Here is a 17,814-nt window from a genome sequence, read left to right on the forward strand (position 1 = left end):
GCACCAGGGGGTGCGCCTGGGCGGGTCGGGGCGAGTCCACCCTACCGGGTGGGTCCGATGGGTCCCCGAAGGCGACGCCGGGGGCGATCAGCGTCGGGCGGTGGCCCTGCGGACGATGGAGCGCAGCCTCCCGAGACGGGCCGAGATCTCGCGCTCGTGGCCGTGGTCGGTCGGTTCGTAGTAGTCGGTCCCGACCAGCTCGTCGGGCGGGTACTGCTGGGTGACGACTCCGTCGGGGTCGTCGTGTGGATACCGGTACCCCTGGGCGTTGCCCAGGGCGGCCGCGCCCGGGTAGTGCCCGTCGCGCAGGTGGGGCGGGACCGCTCCGGCCTTGCCCGCGGCCACATCGGCCATCGCCGCACCGATCGCGGAGACCACCGCTCCCGACTTGGGCGCGCTCGCGAGGTGGATGGTGGCCTGGGTGAGCGCGAGTCTGGCCTCGGGCATCCCGACGAGAGCGACCACCTGCGCCGCGGCGACGGCGACGCCGATCGCGGTCGGGTCGGCCATGCCGACGTCCTCGCTGGCGTGGATCATCAGTCGCCGCGCGATGAACCGGGGGTCCTCCCCCGCGCTGATCATCCGCGCCAGGTAGTGCACCGCGGCGTCCACGTCGGACCCGCGGATGGATTTGATGAACGCACTGATGACGTCGTAGTGCTGGTCCCCGTCGCGGTCGTAGCGGACCGCGGCGCGGTTCACCGCTGATTCGACGTCGGCCAGACCGATGGTCGGGATCGAGGTCCCCGCGTCGCCGTCGCGGCCCAGTGCGGCACCGGCTGCCACCTCGAGCGCGGTCAGGCCGCGCCGGGCGTCGCCGCCGGACAGCGCGACGATGTGGTCGAGCGCATCCTCGGCGATCTCCACCGACCCCGCCAGTCCCCGCTCGTCGATCACCGCTCGGGTGAGCACCTCGCGGATGTCGTCATCGGACAGCGGCTGCAACTGCAACACCAGCGACCGCGACAGCAGCGGCGACACCACCGAGAACGACGGGTTCTCGGTCGTCGCGGCGACCAGCAGCACGATGCGGTTCTCCACGGCGTCGAGCAACGCGTCCTGCTGTGTCTTGGAGAAGCGGTGCACCTCGTCGATGAACAACACGGTCTGTCGGCCGTCGATGAGGGCGCGTCGGGCGACCTCGATGACCGACCGCACCTCCTTGACACCCGACGACAACGCCGAGAGCGCCTCGAACCGACCACCGGTGGCGGTCGAGATCAGCGACGCCATCGTCGTCTTGCCGGTGCCGGGCGGGCCGTAGAGCATCACCGACGCCGCCCCGGACCCCTCGATGAGTCGGCGCAACGGTGAACCCGCCGCGAGCAGGTGCTGCTGGCCGACGATCTCGTCGAGACCGCGGGGACGCATGCGGACGGCGAGGGGCCCGGACGTGGCCGACCGCGTCTGCGAATCGGCGAACGACCCCGATGTGGGGGGTGGGGCCGGCGGATCGAACAGCCCGTCCCCGCCGGGCGCGAAGGTCACCGCAGCCAGGCCGCGTCCAGCGCCGATGCCGCGGCGACACCGAACTCCGCGATGTCGGTCAGTCCGGCACGCTCGGCCGCGGCGGCGAGGTCGGTCCACCGGCCGACGACGATCGTGGGGTCGGTGGTGTGCAGAGCCAGGCCGTGCGACTGCGCGTCGACCTCGAGGTCGACCGGCAACATCCACACGGTGCTCATCCACACCCACAGGGCACGGGCGGTGAGCACCTTGCGGTGGAGTTCGCCGTCGTGCCCGAGGGCGGGCCAGATGGCCTGGATCTCCGAGCGCCATCCGTCGACGAGCGCGGTCTCCAGATCGGTGCGACGGTCGGTCCACCGCCGGGCGAGGTCGGGGGTGAAGGTGACGATCGCGTAGGCGATGTCGAGGGAGGCGTCGCGGAACCCGCCCCACTCGTAGTCCATGAACTGCACGCCCTCGTCGTTGATGAGGATGTTGGGCGGTCCGACGTCGGACGGGCTGAACGCGCGATGGTCGCCCTCGGCGAACAACGCCTCCCCGCGACGCAGCAGGGCGAGGAACTCGTCGTGTGCGGGCAGACCGAGGTGACGGGTCATCACCTCGGGTGCGAGGTCGACCGCCATGCGCGCCTGCGCGGGCAGCACCTCGACCGAGCCACCTCCGGGGCCGTGCCGCAGCAGGGCGTCGAAGTCGTTCTCGCCGCCGACGGTGGCCGCGTGCATCCGGCCCAACGCCTGCCCCCACGCGCTGATCGCGTGACTGGGATCGGCCCAGTCGGAGCTGCCGAGCAGATCGCTCATCGAGCGACCGTGGCCGAGGTCGCTGAGCACGATGAGCCGGGCGGTGTTGTCGAAGGCGATGAGCTGCGGGCCGGGGCGGGAGTGCATCGGCAGCGCGTTGGCGTACTTGTACGACGCCAGCTCGCGAGCGAACGCGTCGGCGGGTTCGTCGGTGGGGACCACCTTGATGACCAGACTCCGGTCCATCGACAGGGGGTTCTGGGCGACCCGCGCGCGGACGACGTCGGTGCGACCGCTGCCGCCCAACTCCACCGGGTCGGCCAGGGTCACCCGGGCGCCCGCGCGAGCGGACAGAACCTGCTCGGCGGCCCGGACCGCACCCGACATGCGGTTCTCGGCGATGACAGTCATTACGTGTAAACCTACCCAACGCCACCCACAGGTGGCACGTGTCACGCCCGGCCCGATCGCAATGCGAGTCGACCTCAGGCGGCGTCCCGAGGGACATTCACGCAGGTCATGCGGCCGGCAGCCTGTTGCGCCGGTCGGCGGGTCCCTGCGATGAACTGCGACGGTTCACGAGCCCGTTGACGACTCGTTCGACGTGGTCGGCACTTCTTGCGACACGGTCGGCAGTTCCTGCGGCGCCACGTCGACGGAGACGGTGATCTTGCTCTTGGTCGATTCGGTGTAGATGACTCCACGCAGCGGCGGTACATCATCATAGTCACGTCCCCACGCCAATGTGACGTGCCTCTCGTCGACCAGCTTGTCGTTGGTCGGATCGAACGGCAGCCAGCGACCGCCCGGGAGCCACACCGCGGCCCATGCGTGCGACGCATCGGCCCCGATCACGCGCTCGCGGCCGGGCGGAGGCTCGGTCGCGAGATATCCCGACACGTACCGCGCCGCGAGCCCCTGGGACCGCAGACACGCGATCGCGACACGCGCGAAGTCCTGACAGACACCCTCACGCCGCGACATCACGGTGTCGACCTTGGTGCTGATCGCGGTCGAGCCGGAGCGGTAGGTGAAATCGGTGTGAATGCGTGTGGTCAGGTCGACGACGGCGTCGAGCAGGGCGACACCGGGTCGGAAGACGGTCGCGGCGTACTCGCGGACGGCCTCGGTGATCTCCGGCGGGTACAGGTCGAGCACGTACTCGACCTCGCGGGCGTCGGCCGGTCTCGACGGACGGGCGTCCTCCCAGGGTGCGGTCGCCGCGGCCGAGGAGATAAGACCGGGATCGAGAGGATCGACGTCGACGAGCGACGTCCCGGTCACCTCGAGACGGTGATGGGGCGTGCGGACGTGGAAGTAGGTGTCGGTGTTGCCGAAGATGTCGGTGCCGGTGGACCGGTCGGCCGGTTCCGGGTCGACGCCGATCGCGGCCTCCAGGACCCGTTGTCCCGGTACGTCTCTGGGCATGAGGAAGCAGCGACCGAACGACGCGCTGACGACGTCGTCGTAGTCGTAGGTGGTCCGATGGGTGACGCGGTAGCGACGCGTGGTGGCGACGTCGGTCCCGGTGCGGCCGGTCACCGGCTGCCACCGCCCCACAGCGGCTGGATGTCGCGCGGCGGCGCGAAACGCGTCCGGCCGAGTACGTCGGAGATCTCGCGGGCACCGGTGGCCAGGGTGGTCATCAGCTCGGCGAGTTCGTCGCGGCGGTCGGTGTCGCCGACGGTGGTCAGATCGGTGGGATCGACGCGGCGCAGTTCGGCGATCATCTCCTCGACCACGCGTTCGGCGGCCGCGGAACGGATCTCGTCGGGCATGGCCGACAGGTCCGACCGCAGACGCGCGAGCTGATAGATCATCGACCGCGGGTTGGTCTCGTCGAACATGGCCAGCATGATCACCGGACGCAGCCGGTGCAGTCCGCGGTTCCGACGGCGATAGATGACCGCGGACTCGTTGGCCACGAGATAGGCCTCGATGAGTCCCTGCTCGACGTCGAGGTCGTGGCGCTCGACGAGGACGGCACGGGTCAGGTCGGCGAGCATGACGGCCCGCTCGATCCGGCGACCGACGTCCATGAACAGCCAGGCCGGGTCGTGCACCATCGACTCGGCCTGCAGGCCGGCCAGTGCGAGCAGGCCGTGCAGGATCGACTCGTGTGCCCTGGCGAGTTCGTCGACGTCGACGGTGTCGACGGCCGCGCTCGTCCCGGCCTGTCCCCCGGTGAGCGGGGTGGATTCGGCGACGGTGTGGGCGAGGTCGGCGAACGCGCGCTCGATGGTGCCCAGCACCATCCACGTGCTCGTCGACATCTGATCGCGCACCGCGCGCGCCGAGGCGACGAGACGGTCGACCGAGTGGGCGACGGTCCCGGGCACCGACCGCGACATCGTCAGCCGACCGATCGCGGCCAGCGCGACCGCCGCGCCGTTGTCCGTGGTCGCGGCGTCGGGCACGACACCCACGTGGACGGTCGTCGCCGTGGTCGTGGCGATGCCCGCGAGGAACAACGGCAGCGACCCGGTGCCCGACATCCACAGTCGGTCGCGATCCTGGTAGCGCTCGCGGGCGACCTTGACCATCCGCACGGTCAGTTCGGCGCGCTCGCCGTGGCGGCCGAGCCAGAACAGGTCCGCCAGCACTCGCGGTGACGCGGCGGAACGGTCGGACGCGGTGACCGCGGGCGACACGGACGACGACACCGACTCGGCCACGCGGGTGGTGTCGCCGACGGCCTCGGTGTTCGCGACCCAGACGTCCTTCGCGGCGATCGCGCCCATCGCGGCGCCCTCGGCGCCGGTGGCGAGCACCTGTCCCATGCCGCCGGGCATCACGGCGTAGGCCGACCCCTGGGCGACGGCGAACGTGCGGATCCCGACCGGTGCGGCCCGCAACCGGGCGGCCGCACCTGCGTGGGCGGGCGTCATCGACGGGGCGACGGAGAACTGTCCGGGGCGTCGGCCGACCCACTGCCACGGGTCGCTCTCGACGCGACGACGCAACGTCTCGAGGTCGGCCTGCGCGAGCGCGGCGCCGATGAACTGCTCACCGGTGCGGAAGTTGTCGAGTACCAGGCCTGCCAGGTCGGCCATGATCTTGGTGTGCTCGGAACCGGCACCACCCCAGTAGGTCTCGACCGTCGGCAGCGCCAACTCCTCGTCGATCAGGGCGGGTGCGAGCCGCTCGACGACGGTGTGCAGCGCCGGGTTCTCGATGACCCCGCTGCCCAGTGTGTTGACCACGGTGACCGCGCCGCGGGCGACGGCCTCCACCAGGCCGGCCACCCCGAGGCGGGAGTCCGACCGCAGATCGAGCGGGTCGCAGAACGTCGCGTCGACGCGCCGCAGGATGACGTCGACGCGTTTGAAACTGCCCAGCGACCGCATGTACACCGCGCCGTCGCGGACGAGCAGGTCGGCGGATTCGACGAGCGGGAAGCCGAGGACCGAGGCGAGGTAGGCCTGGTCGAACGCGGTCTCCGACAGGCTGCCCGGACTCAGGACCACCACCGTCGGGTCGTCCGCGCCGGGGGGTGCGTAGTCGAACAGGGCCAGCCGAAGGGTGCCCGCGAACGTCGTCATGGGGCGCGGTCCGACCGCACCGAACAGTGCGGACGCCGCGCGCGAGGTCAGGCGTCGGTCGGCGATCGCGTACCCGATGCCCGACGGCGCCTGGGTGTAGTCGCCCCAGAGGGCGAAACCACCGTCGGCGGTGCGGCCGATGTCGGCGGCGTGACAGAACAGCGCGTGCGGTCCGGCGATGCCCAGCCGGCCCGCCTTGCGGACGTATCCGGGATGGCCGTAGACCATCTCCGCCGGGACGAGACCCTCGGTGATCGTGCGTCGTTCGCCGTAGAGGTCGACGAGCAGGGCGTCGAGCAACAGGCACCGCTGCGCGATCCCGGCCTCCACCGCAGCCCAGGCGTCGCCGTCGACCACCAGCGGGACGCTGTCGAGCTCCCAGAGGCGGGTGGTGTCGGTGACCTCGGCAGCACCGCTCGCGACGCGGTCGCCGGTGAGGTTGTAGGTGATGCCCTCGTCGGCCACCATCGTCCGCAGGCGCATGGCCGTGCGGGCCATCCCGACGGTCCCGGCGCGGGCGTACCCGGCCACCAGATCGGCCCACTGGGGACGGATCGCGCCGTCGGCGTCGATCATCTCGTCGTAGGGCGGCGAGCCCGCCTCCGGACCGTCGATGTCGAAGAGCGCGAACCGATCCGACCGATAGCGGTCCACCACCGCAGACGGCGTCTCCGCAGGTGTGGGGGAAGGCGACGTCACCGCAGAACCGTACGTGCCCGCCGTAGATCGAGGATCGTCGGCACCCCGAGGTCGGTGGCCAGCCGGGCCTGCATCTCCCGCAACGCCGCGACGTCGACGACGCCGGGGGTGTGCCCGATGGCCTCGAACCGGCCGTTGCGTCGTGACTCCGCCTCGACGGCGTTGACCGGCGGCCGCTCGTAGGCGCGGCCCCCGGGATGCACCACGTGGTAGGTCGCGCCGCCGACGGATCGGCCGTTGGCGGTGTCGACCATGTCGAACACCAGCGGGGAGTCGATGCCGATCGACGGGTGCAGCGCACTCGGCGGCTGCCAGGCGCGGAACCGGATGCCCGCGACCCGTTCCCCCGGGCGCCCGGTGGGCGTCAGCGGCAGCGGATACCCGTTGCAGGTCAACAGGTATCGGTCGTCGTCACTGCCCTGTACCCGCACCTGGACGCGCTCGATCGAGGAGTCGACGTAGCGGGCGGTGCCGCCGGCGGTGGACTCCTCGCCCAGCACGTTCCACGGCTCGATGGCGCCGCGCAGCTCGATCTCCTGGTCGCGGATCGCCACGGTGCCCAGTCGCGGGAACCGGAACTCGGTGAAGGGGTCGAGCCATGCGGTGTCGAAGTCGTATCCGGCCTCGCGCAGGTCCTCGGCCACCTCGGAGATGTCGTTGATCACGTAGTGCGGCAGCAGGTGTTTGCCGTGCAAATCCGCGCCGTGGCGCAGCAGTCGGCCGCGGAAGGGGTCGTCCCAGAACCACGAGACCAGGCTGCGCACCAGCAGCGACTGCACCATCGCCATCCGGTGGTGCGGCGGCATCTCGAACGCGCGGAGCTCGAGCAGTCCGAGACGTCCGCGGGCCGCCCCCGGGCTGTAGAGCTTGTCGATGCAGAACTCGGCCCGGTGGGTGTTGCCGGTGATGTCGGTGAGCAGATGGCGCAGCGCGCGATCGATCATCCACGGGCCTGCCTCGGCGCCCGTCGCCGAGAGCCGATCGATCTCGGCGAACGCGATCTCGAGTTCGTAGAGCGCACTCTCGCGCCCCTCGTCGGCGCGGGGCGCCTGCGAGGTCGTCCCGATGAAGCGACCGGAGAACAGGTACGACAGCGACGGGTGCCGCTGCCAGTAGCTCAGCATCGACACCAGCAGGTCGGGTCGACGCAGCATCGGCGATTCCGACGGTGTGATGCCGCCGAGGGTGATGTGGTTGCCGCCGCCCGTACCGCCGTGGCTGCCGTCGAGGTCGAACGACTCGGTGCCCAGACGGGCGACGCGGGCCTCGTGGTAGAGCGTCTCGAGCAGCTCGGACTGCTCGGCGAACGACGCGGTCGGCTGGATGTTGACCTCGATCACCCCGGGGTCCGGGGTCACCGTGAGCGACTGCACGCGCGAATCCGACGGCGGCCCATAGCCTTCGACGATGACCGGGGTGCCCACGGCGGCCGCGGCCGCCTCGGTGGTCTCGACCAGTTCGACGTAGTCCTCGAGTCGTTCGGTCGGCGGCAGGAACACGTGCAGGATGTCGGCGCGCACCTCGGCGACCACAGCGGTCCGCGGGACCGGGCCGTCGAACAGGTCGACCGTGTCGTCCTTGTCGGCGTCTGCTTCTCGGGTGTCCGCTTTGTGGGTGTCACCGTCGTCATCCGGGCCGACGACGGCGGCCAGGGGCGCTCGCAGCGGTCGGGTGGGGGCGGTGGGATCGGTCTCGTGGACCACCGGGGCGGGACCCCACGACAGCGAGTCCAGGGGCAGGCGGAGTCCTGCGGGTGAGGTGCCCGCGGTGAGCACGAGACGTCCACGGCGGGTGAACCACCCGACGCTGCGCCATGCGGTGTCGTCGTCGGTGCGGCTGACCGGCAGCACGTGCGCGGTCGCGGCGCTGACCGGCTCGTCGAGTCGCGCCAGCAACGCCTTCCGGGCGGCGACGGTGTCCTGTTCGGGAGTCAGGTCCGGCCCACGACCGCGTCGGCCTGCGGTGGGATCGTCCTCGTCCTCATCGGGTTCCGGGCCGGATTCGGCCGTCGGCTCCCCCGGCGGTGAGCGCAGCAGTTCGGCCAGCCGTACCAACGGGTCCTCGTAGGCAGGGGTGACGGTCGTGTCCGGTAGTCCGAGGGCGCCGGCGAACGCGGACAGGAACGCGGCGCTGCGCGTGGCGGAGTCCGCGGTCGCCACCGGCGGTTCCGTGTCCATCGACGCCGCGGCGGTGGTCTCGTCGGCCCAGGGATCGGCCAACAGCTCCGGTCGCTGCCACAGGGCTTCGCCGTCGGCCCGCCACAGCAGACCGATCTGCCAGCGCGGCAACGGTTCTCCGGGGTACCACTTGCCCTGGCTGCGCTGCACCAGACCGGACGGCGCGTAGATGGTGCGCAGTCGTTCGGCGAGCACCGAGGCCAGGCGGCGTTTGTGACCGCCGTCTGCGGTCGTCGACCACTCCGGCGCGGTCTGGTTGTCGATCGAGACGAACGTGGGTTCACCGCCCATGGTCAGCCGGACGTCGCGCTCGGCCATCCGCCCGTCGACCAGCGCACCGAGATCGACGACGCCCGCCCACTGACTGTCGGTGTAGGGCAGCGTGACCCGCGGGTCCTCGTGGAAACGGGTGACGGTGTTGGAGAAATCCATCGTGGCGTGACACGGACCGGTCGCGCCGGTGATCGGCGCCGCCCCACCAGGTTGTGGTGTCGCGGCCAGCGGGATGTGGCCCTCGCCCGCGAACAGTCCCGACGTGGGATCCATGCCGACCCACCCCGCGCCGGGGAGGAACACCTCGGTCCACGCGTGCAGGTCGGTGAAGTCCGCCGACGGCCCGGACGGTCCGTCGAGCGACGCGACGTCGGAGGTCAGCTGGACCAGATAGCCGGACACGAACCGCGCCGCCAGACCGAGCCGGCGCAGGATCGCCACCAGCAGCCACGCCGAGTCCCGACACGATCCGATCGCGCTGGACAGCGTGTACTCGGGTGACTGGACGCCTGCCTCGAGACGGACGGTGTAGCCGACGTCGTCACGGACGGCCTGGTTCAGCGCCACCAGGGTGTCGATGATGCGCGCGCCGGTGGTGGGACGGTGCCGCTCGACCCAGGCGGCGACCAGCGAGCTGTCGTCCTCCTCGTCCGAGGAGTGTCGTCCCCCGCTCTCACCGCCGACGGGTCGCAGATAGGCCTCGAGGTCGGTGCGCATCTGCTCGGGGTAGGCGAACCCGTAGTTCTCCGCCCAGTCCTCGATGAAGAAGTCGAACGGGTTGATCGAGGTGAGGTCGGCGACCAGGCCGACGGTGATGCTCAGCGAGGTCGTCGGTTCGGGGAACACCAGGCGTGCCTGGTAGTTGCTGAACGCGTCCTGCTGCCAGTTGACGAAGTGGCCCGACGGCTCGACGGTGAGCGTGTAGGCCTCGATAGGGGTCCGTGAATGCGGCGCCGGCCGGAGCCGGACGACGTGCGGGTACACCTTGACCGGGCGGTCGAAGGAATAGCTGGTCCGGTGTTCCAGTGCCACCTTGATGGTCAACGCCACGTACCCCTGTTCCTCGCCTCGACGCGCCGCGATCGGACGCCCACCGATCCCATCACAGATGGGCGGGGGTCGCCGCGCGCCGACGGGCGAGCAGCCGGTGCACGGCGAGGACACCGACGCCGGACACCACGATGCCGACCATGTTCACCGCGAGCTGCGCCGTCGACTCCGCCGCCACCTGCCACTGGCCGAGGGTCGCGGCGACCACCGCGTATCCGGCCGCGGGCACGGTCGTCACCGAGATGAACACGCCGACCAGCGCCGCCGACTTGGCCGAGACCAACGACAACATGCCCGCGGCACCGGCCAGAACCGCCACCACGAGGGAGAACGGGCCCACCTGATAGATGAAATCCACCTGGTCGGCCGCGGTGACGTCGGTGATGTCCACGGTGCCGGTGGCCTCTCCGACGACGGCAGCCACACCGGTGACCACCATCGCCACCGGGAACCCGATGATCAGCGCGTACACCGACCTGCGGGCGAGGTCGAACCGACGCCGCACCAGTCCGACCGCGATCCCCGCGAGCGGCCCGAACTCGGGGCCGACCACCATCGCACCGACCACGGTGACCGGGGAGTCGGTGATCACGCCGACTGCGGCGAGCAGGCACGCCAGGACCAGGAAGGTGACGAACGTGACGCTCAGCGTCGCGTCCTCACGGGTTCGGCGTGTGAGTTCCTCCCAGACGATGGAGTCGTCGGGGTCGCCGGGCGCCTGCTTCTCGGCGCGCACCGCGGCATCGGACATGACCGTGTCGAGCGGCTCCATGGTGATGGCACCGTCGTGGACGAGACCGAGGGCGAGGAGGCCGTCGAGCACGTCGTTGACGGCCTCACGGGTGATGTCGGCCTCCACGAGATCACCGGCCGGCTCGAGTGCGGCGCCGGGATGCACGATGAGGTGGGTGACACCGAGCGCCTCACGCAGCAGGTCGACCACCGCGGTCCCCCGCTCGGTGGGCGCGACGATCCGGAGGTGCAACACCTGGGCGGTCAGGCCTCCGGAGTGGAGGCCGAGTCGGCCTCCGGTGTCTGCGACCGGTCTGCGGGACCCGTTTTGGCCACTGCGTCGATCCCCGACTCCTTGCGCTGCGCCGGGGTGATCGGGGCGGGCGCGTCGGTCAGCGGGTCGACACCGCCGCCGGACTTCGGGAACGCGATGACCTCACGGATCGATCCCTCGCCGGCCAGTAGCGCGGTGATGCGGTCCCAGCCGAAGGCGATGCCGCCGTGCGGCGGTGCGCCGAAGGCGAAGGCGTCGAGCAGGAACCCGAACTTCTCCTGCGCCTCGGCGTTGTCGATGCCCATGATCGCGAACACCCGCTCCTGCACGTCGCGACGATGGATACGGATGCTGCCGCCGCCGATCTCGTTGCCGTTGCAGACGATGTCGTAGGCGAAGGCGAGCGCGGAGCCGGGATCGGACTCCAGGGTGTCGAGGGACTCGGGCTTGGGTGCGGTGAACGCGTGGTGCACCGCGGTCCAGGCGCCCGACCCGACGGCGATGTCGCCTCCGGCGGTGGCCTCGGCCACCGGTTCGAACAGCGGGGCGTCGACGACCCAGGTGAAGGCCCAGGCGTTCTCGTCGATCAGGCCGAGGCGCGAGGCGATCTCACCACGGGCGGCACCGAGCAGTGCGCGCTGCGCCTTCACCGGGCCCGCGGCGAAGAACACGCAGTCGCCGGGAGCGGCCCCGACATGGGCGACGAGTCCGTCGCGCTCGGCGTCGGACAGGTTCTTGGCGACCGGGCCGCCCAACGAACCGTCTTCCTGGACAAGGACATAGGCGAGACCGCGAGCGCCGCGCTGCTTGGCCCACTCCTGCCAGGCGTCGAGCTGGCGACGGGGCTGACCCGCACCGCCGGGCATGACGACGGCGCCGACGTAGTCGGCCTGGAACACGCGGAACGGGGTGTCGGCGAAGAACTCGGTGCACTCGACGAGCTCGAGGTCGAAGCGCAGGTCGGGCTTGTCACTGCCGAAGCGACGCATGGCCTCGGCGTAGGTGATCCGCGGCAGCGGGGTGGGCACCTGGTAGCCGACGAGGTCCCACAGGGCGACGAGGATCTGCTCGGCGAGCGCGATGATGTCGTCCTGGTCGACGAAGCTCATCTCGACGTCGAGCTGGGTGAACTCGGGCTGCCGGTCGGCGCGGAAGTCCTCGTCGCGGTAGCAGCGCGCGATCTGGTAGTACCGCTCGAGCCCACCGACCATCAGCAGCTGCTTGAACAGCTGCGGACTCTGCGGAAGGGCGTAGAACGAGCCGGGGCGCAGACGGGCGGGGACGAGGAAGTCACGTGCACCCTCGGGCGTCGACCGGGTCAGCGTCGGGGTCTCGACCTCGATGAAGTCGTGGCCGGCGAGCACCGAGCGCGCGGCGGCGTTGGCTTTCGACCGCAGACGCAGGGCCTTGCCCGGGCCCTCACGACGCAGGTCGAGGTAGCGGTAGCGCAGGCGCGCCTCCTCGCCGGGCTTCTCGTCCAGCTGGAACGGCAGGGGCGCGGACTCGTTGAGCACCACCAGTTCCCCGGCGTTGAGCTCGACCGCGCCGGAGGAGAGGTTCGGGTTCTCGCTGCCCTCGGGGCGTGCCTCGATCGTGCCGGTCACCTGCACGCAGTACTCGGCGCGCAGTCGGTGGGCCGCCTCGGCGACCTGCTCGTCACGGAAGACCACCTGCAGCAGACCCGAGCTGTCGCGCAGATCGATGAAGATCACCCCGCCGTGATCACGGCGACGCGCCACCCAGCCGACGACGGTGACGGTGTCACCGGCGTTGTCGGCTCGCAATGATCCGGCGAAATGGGTGCGCAGCACGGGAGTCCTTCCGATGGCGTCGCCGTGGCGATCGCCGATGTGGATGCATGGGTCTTGGGTACGGGACGAGGGTCATCCTACGTAGCATGAGGAACCCATCACGAATGCGTTGTCGTCGAACAGGAGAGTCATGACGTTCCAGGGCAACGGACCGTTGGACACCAGCGGTGTCTCCGGGGGCGGCGGGGGCGGTGGTCGCGGCCGGATCGCCCTCGGCGGCGGCGCGAGCATCGTGGTGGCGATCGTCGCGATCCTGTTCGGGGTCAACCCCGGCGACATCCTCGGCGGCGACAGCAGCGGTGGCTCGACCGCCGGCTCCGGATCGTCGAACAGCGCCATCCAGAGCCAGATCGACAGCTGCACCATCGAGAAGGCGAACTCCGACACCATCTGCCGCATCGTCGCCACGAAGAACAGTCTCGACCGTGTCTGGCCGACCCTGATGCCGAACTACACGAAGCCCGAGACCGTGATCTTCGCCGATGCCGTCGACACCGGCGGGTGCGGCTCGGCGACGTCGGCGGTCGGGCCGTTCTACTGCCCGGGCGACCAGACGGCGTACTTCGACCCCACCTTCTTCACCACTCTCGCCGACCAGCTCGGTGGCAGCGATGCGCCGCTGGCCCAGGAGTACGTGGTGGCCCATGAATTCGGGCACCACGTGCAGAACCTGCAGGGGACCATGGACAAGGCGCAGAAGCTCGGATCCCGTGGTGCCACATCGGGATCCGTGCGTCTCGAACTGCAGGCAGACTGCTACGCGGGCGTCTGGGCCGAGCACGCCGACAAGGGGCCGGACGCGTTGCTCGAACCGCTGACCCAGCAGCAGATCGGTGACGTGATCACCACCGCGAAGGCCATCGGCGACGACACCCTGTCGGGCAAGAACGATTCCGAGGGGTGGACGCATGGGTCGGCGGCGCAGCGGACGAGGTGGTTCACCACGGGCTACCGGTCCGGCGACCCCGCGAGCTGCGACACCTTCTCCACTAACCGCCTCTGACCCCACCGCTGTTGGGCCGTCGTCTCGCCGGGTTGGGCCGTCGTTGCTCCGGGTTGGGCCATCGTTTCGCTGTGTTGGGCCATCGTTTCGCTGTGTCGGGCGCCACGGCCCAACACACGACAACAAGAGCCCAACACGCGGGAACGAGGGCCCAACACGCGAACGTCACGGCCCACCGCGCGAGGGCGATCAGCGATGCATCCGGCATGACCATCTGATTGCATGGATGCCATGACCGGTCCCGACTCCCCGCGCACCCCCACCGCCATCGACGCGATCGCCGACGACTTCCTCACCCGGGCGTGTGTCGCCGATCCGGTGTTCTCGACCCTGACCGGGGTGAGCGGAAACGACCACGCCCTGACCGACTACTCCCCCGGCGCCATCGACGACCGCGCCGCACTCACCCGGGACACTGTGCGTGCGTTGGCCTCAGCCACCCCGGTCGATGAGGTCGACCGGGTGACGGTGGCGACGATGACCGATCAGCTCGGCCGCGGACTCGCCGTGGACGAGGCCGGCCTGCGGACCGGTGAGGTCAACGTCATCGAGTCCCCGCTGCAGTCGATCCGGGATGTGTTCGATCTCATGCCCGTCGACACCGACGAGGATCGTTCGACGATGCTCGCCCGTGTCCGCGCCGTCCCCGAGAGCGTGGACTCGATCGTCGAGGGCCTACGGCATCGGATCGCCGCCGGACCACCACCGGCGCGCCGCCAGGTCGAGCTGGTGGCCGGGCAGGCGGCGGACGCGGCGTCCGCGCTGCTGAGCAACATCGACCGCGCCCTCGACACCGACTCCAGGTATTCGACCGACTTCGCCGCCGGCCACAGCCGTGCGGGCGCCGCGTTCGACAGACTGCGTGCCGTGCTCACCGACGAGGTGCTGCCGACCGCGACCGAGGCCGACGGGGTCGGGCGCGATCGGTACCGACTGCACTCGGCGGAGTTCGTCGGCACCGACATCGACCCCGACGAGGCCTACCTGTGGGGCCTCGACCACCTCGAATCGATTGTGGCCGAACAGAAGACGCTCGCCGAGCAGATCGCGCCGGGAGCGGGGGTGGCCGGCGCACTGGCCGCCCTCGACGCCGACCCCCGCTACCAGATGACCGACCGGGACGCGTTCGTCGCCTGGATGCAGGAGCTCTCCGACCGGGCGACGACCGGGCTCGCGGGCACCCATTTCGACATCCCTACCGCGCTGACCAGCATCGAGTGTCGGCTCGCGCCCTCGGCGACCGGGACCATTTACTACACGATGCCCAGCGAGGACCTGAGCCGTCCCGGCCGCATGTGGTGGTCGGTGCCGCCGGAACAGACGGTCTTCCACACCTGGCAGGAGACCACCACGGTCTTCCACGAGGGTGTGCCGGGACACCACCTGCAGCTGGGCCAGGCGATGACCAGCCCCGAGCTCAACCGGTGGCGCAAACTCGCGTCGTTCACCTCCGGTCACGGCGAGGGGTGGGCGCTCTACGCCGAGCGCCTGATGTCCGAACTCGGCTGGCTCGACGACATCGGTGACCGGATGGGAATGCTGGATTCGCAACGCCTCCGGGCCGCCCGCGTCGTCGTCGACATCGGCGTGCACTGCGGTCTCACGGCCCCCGACTCCGTCGGCGGCGGCACCTGGGACGCCGACAAGGCGTGGACGTTCCTGTGCGACGCGGTTGCGATGGACCGGTCGGTCCTGCGCTTCGAGCTCAACCGCTACCTCGGATGGCCCGGGCAGGCGCCGTCCTACGCTCTCGGACAGCGGGTCTGGGAGCAGGCGCGCGCGGAGTTCCTGCGCACGCACCCCGACGCCGACCTCAAGGACTTCCACTCCCGGGCGTTGCGCCTGGGAGGGGTCAGCCTCGACGTGCTGCGTGCGGAGCTGATCGGCCGGACGTAGAGCGGTCCGTCGCGGCTACCCGCGCAGGCCGGCCGCGACGTCGGCGACGACCGCGTCGAGTGCCACGGTGCGCTGCGACCCGTCGGCCAGGTCCTTGACCTCGATCTGACCGGCGTCGAGCTCCCGGTCACCGAGCACGAGCGCGAACCGTGCCCCGGACCGGTCGGCGCCCTTCATGGCGCCCTTGAGCCCACGGCCGCCGTAGGAGAGGTCGGTGCTGACGCCCTGGGCGCGCAGTTCGCCGGCGAGGACCACGAGACGGTCGAGGGCCGCGGCGCCCATCGGCACGCCGTAGACCTGGCAGCGGGCCGCCCCGAGATCGGCGACCTCCTCGGCCTCCAGTGCGAGCACCGTGCGGTCGACGCCGAGTCCGAAACCGATGCCCGACAGCTCCTGTTTGCCGCCGAGCTGACTCATCAGCCCGTCGTAACGACCGCCGCCACCGATACCCGACTGCGCGCCGAGCCCGTCGTGGACGAACTCGAACGTGGTCTTCGTGTAGTAGTCGAGCCCGCGGACCAGGCGCGGGTTGACCTCGTAGGCGACGCCGAGGCGGTCGAGGTGTCCGCGGACGGACTCGAAGTTCTCGCGGACCGAGTCCGACAGGAAGTCGATCATCAGCGGGGCGTCGGCGGTGGCGGCCTTGATCTCCGGCCGCTTGTCGTCGAGGACGCGCAGCGGGTTGATCTCGGCACGCCGGCGGGTCTCGTCGTCGAGGTCGAGACCGAACAGGAACGCCTGCAGCGCCTCGCGGTAGGCCGGGCGGCAGGTGTCGTCCCCCAGCGTCGTGATCTCCAGGCGATAGCCGGTCAGCCCGCACCGACGGAAACCCTCGTCGGCGATCGCGATCACCTCGGCGTCGAGTGCGGGGTCGTCGACTCCGATGGCCTCGACACCGACCTGCTGGAGCTGCCGGTACCGACCGGTCTGCGGCTTCTCGTACCGGAAGAACGGGCCTGCGTAGCTCAGCTTGACCGGCAGGGCACCACGATCGAGCCCGTGCTGCAGCACCGCGCGCATGACGCCCGCGGTCCCCTCGGGTCGTAGGGTGACCGAGCGGTCCCCGCGATCGGCGAAGGTGTACATCTCCTTGGAGACGACGTCGGTCGACTCCCCGACCCCGCGCGCGAACAGCGCGGTGTCCTCGAAGATCGGCAGTTCGATGTGGGCGTAGCCGGCGAGCCGCGCGGCACGCGTCAGTTCGTCCCGGACGGCGACGAATCGCGACGACGCCGGTGGGATGTAGTCGGGAATCCCTCGCGGCGCCTGGAATTGCGCAGTCACAGTCCGTGACGTCCTTTCGTGGGTGAATCGGCCGCGGCGTCGGACACCCCGGGGAGTCCGACGAGGAACGGGTTGGTGGTCCGCTCCTGGCCCACCGTGGTCTGCGGACCGTGGCCGGGCAGGACCTGGGTGTCGTCGGTGCGCCGCAACAGGGTGGTGGCGATGCTCCTCAGCAACTGCTCGTGGTCCCCACCGGGCAGATCGGTCCGCCCGATCGACCCGGCGAACAGCACGTCGCCGGAGAAACACACGGGCAGTGTCGCGCCCTCGGTCGGGACGTCGACGGTGAGCAGGACCGAGCCGCGGGAGTGCCCGGGCGCCGCGACCACGTCGAAGTCGATTCCGGCGAGTTCGACGTCCTCTCCGTCGACGAAGTCGATGACCTTCTCCGGCTCACGGAACACCATGCCGCCGATGACCGATCCGAGGGCCGGACCGATCCCGGATGCGGGGTCGGCGAGCATCGGGCGGTCCTCGGGATGGATGTAGGCGGGGATCGAGTACTCGTCACACAGATCCGCGGCGTCCCAGGTGTGATCGAGATGACCGTGGGTGAGCAGGACGGCCACCGGCGTCAGCGAGTGCTCGGCGAGGATCGACCGCACCTGGGCGGCGGAATCCTGTCCGGGATCGATGATGACGGCTTCGGAGCCCGGCTGCTCGGCGACCACGTAACAGTTGGTCGCGAACATGCCGGCGGCGAAACCGGTGATCAGCATCGAGTGCTCCTTCGGGTTGGTCGGGGTACATCATCGCAAACATTCGTGCGGGTGCCGTCCGGGGCGACCCGCCGGTGCCCACTGAGGATGTTCACAGGGTGTCCTGGCACACTTTCACCGGCAGTGGTGCCACCGGCGCCTCATCTA

The 17,814-nt window shown here is 70.4% G+C and carries 11 protein-coding genes; 2 read left to right on the forward strand and 9 right to left on the reverse strand.

What is annotated here, in order from left to right:
- Positions 1 to 87: 87 nt before the first annotated feature.
- From LX13_RS21205 to aspS, 7 genes are all read right to left on the reverse strand, one after another.
- Positions 88 to 1,488: a replication-associated recombination protein A gene (locus tag LX13_RS21205; RefSeq protein WP_253663295.1), complete on the reverse strand. Its 1,401-nt coding sequence runs from the start codon at positions 1,486 to 1,488 to the stop codon at positions 88 to 90.
- Positions 1,485 to 2,618, reverse strand: a complete 1,134-nt coding sequence (locus LX13_RS21210) for a phosphotransferase (RefSeq protein WP_253663296.1) — start codon at positions 2,616 to 2,618, stop codon at positions 1,485 to 1,487. The genes LX13_RS21205 and LX13_RS21210 overlap by 4 nt, the downstream gene beginning before the upstream one ends.
- Before the next feature lie 165 nt (positions 2,619 to 2,783).
- On the reverse strand, positions 2,784 to 3,749 hold the full coding sequence (locus LX13_RS21215) for a transglutaminase family protein (RefSeq protein WP_253663297.1): 966 nt from the start codon (positions 3,747 to 3,749) through the stop codon (positions 2,784 to 2,786).
- Positions 3,746 to 6,448, reverse strand: coding sequence for a circularly permuted type 2 ATP-grasp protein (locus LX13_RS21220; RefSeq protein ID WP_253663298.1), 2,703 nt, complete (start codon positions 6,446 to 6,448; stop codon positions 3,746 to 3,748). Before LX13_RS21220 ends, LX13_RS21215 begins: the two co-directional genes overlap by 4 nt.
- Positions 6,445 to 9,942, reverse strand: a complete 3,498-nt coding sequence (locus tag LX13_RS21225) for a transglutaminase family protein (protein ID WP_253663640.1) — start codon at positions 9,940 to 9,942, stop codon at positions 6,445 to 6,447. The genes LX13_RS21220 and LX13_RS21225 overlap by 4 nt, the downstream gene beginning before the upstream one ends.
- A 58-nt stretch (positions 9,943 to 10,000) precedes the next feature.
- Complete coding sequence (locus tag LX13_RS21230; RefSeq protein ID WP_253663299.1) at positions 10,001 to 10,936, reverse strand: DUF389 domain-containing protein; 936 nt, start codon at positions 10,934 to 10,936, stop codon at positions 10,001 to 10,003.
- A gap of 8 nt (positions 10,937 to 10,944) precedes the next feature.
- A complete protein-coding gene (gene aspS / locus LX13_RS21235) occupies positions 10,945 to 12,765 on the reverse strand; it encodes an aspartate--tRNA ligase (RefSeq protein WP_253663300.1) in 1,821 nt (606 codons plus the stop codon).
- A gap of 130 nt (positions 12,766 to 12,895) precedes the next feature.
- Here aspS and ypfJ point away from each other — a divergent pair, with 130 nt between their 5' ends.
- Together ypfJ and LX13_RS21245 are read left to right on the forward strand one after the other, a co-directional pair.
- The gene (gene ypfJ, locus LX13_RS21240) at positions 12,896 to 13,768 is read left to right on the forward strand and encodes a KPN_02809 family neutral zinc metallopeptidase (RefSeq protein WP_253663301.1); all 873 of its coding nucleotides are present in this window, start codon (positions 12,896 to 12,898) and stop codon (positions 13,766 to 13,768) included.
- A 231-nt stretch (positions 13,769 to 13,999) separates the two neighbouring features.
- Positions 14,000 to 15,664: a DUF885 domain-containing protein gene (locus LX13_RS21245; protein ID WP_372500019.1), complete on the forward strand. Its 1,665-nt coding sequence runs from the start codon at positions 14,000 to 14,002 to the stop codon at positions 15,662 to 15,664.
- A 15-nt stretch (positions 15,665 to 15,679) separates the two neighbouring features.
- Here the strand turns inward: LX13_RS21245 and hisS are convergent, their stop codons facing one another.
- Together hisS and LX13_RS21255 are read right to left on the reverse strand one after the other, a co-directional pair.
- Positions 15,680 to 16,948, reverse strand: a complete 1,269-nt coding sequence (hisS, locus tag LX13_RS21250; protein ID WP_253663303.1) for a histidine--tRNA ligase — start codon at positions 16,946 to 16,948, stop codon at positions 15,680 to 15,682.
- Entirely contained in the window at positions 16,945 to 17,667 is a 723-nt protein-coding gene (locus tag LX13_RS21255; protein ID WP_253663304.1) for an MBL fold metallo-hydrolase, read from the reverse strand. Before LX13_RS21255 ends, hisS begins: the two co-directional genes overlap by 4 nt.
- Between the last annotated feature and the right edge of the window lie 147 nt (positions 17,668 to 17,814).

Origin of the sequence: Williamsia maris (assembly GCF_024171815.1) — a bacterium.
Lineage (GTDB): Bacteria > Actinomycetota > Actinomycetes > Mycobacteriales > Mycobacteriaceae > Williamsia_A > Williamsia_A maris.

Excerpts from the sequence above, each read along its gene's own strand:
- LX13_RS21210 (WP_253663296.1), bottom strand. The coding sequence starts at position 2,618 with ATGACTGTCATCGCCGAGAACCGCATGTCGGGTGCGGTCCGGGCCGCC.
- ypfJ (WP_253663301.1), top strand. The coding sequence starts at position 12,896 with ATGACGTTCCAGGGCAACGGACCGTTGGACACCAGCGGTGTCTCCGGG.
- LX13_RS21245 (WP_372500019.1), top strand. The coding sequence starts at position 14,000 with ATGACCGGTCCCGACTCCCCGCGCACCCCCACCGCCATCGACGCGATC.
- LX13_RS21255 (WP_253663304.1), bottom strand. The coding sequence starts at position 17,667 with ATGCTGATCACCGGTTTCGCCGCCGGCATGTTCGCGACCAACTGTTAC.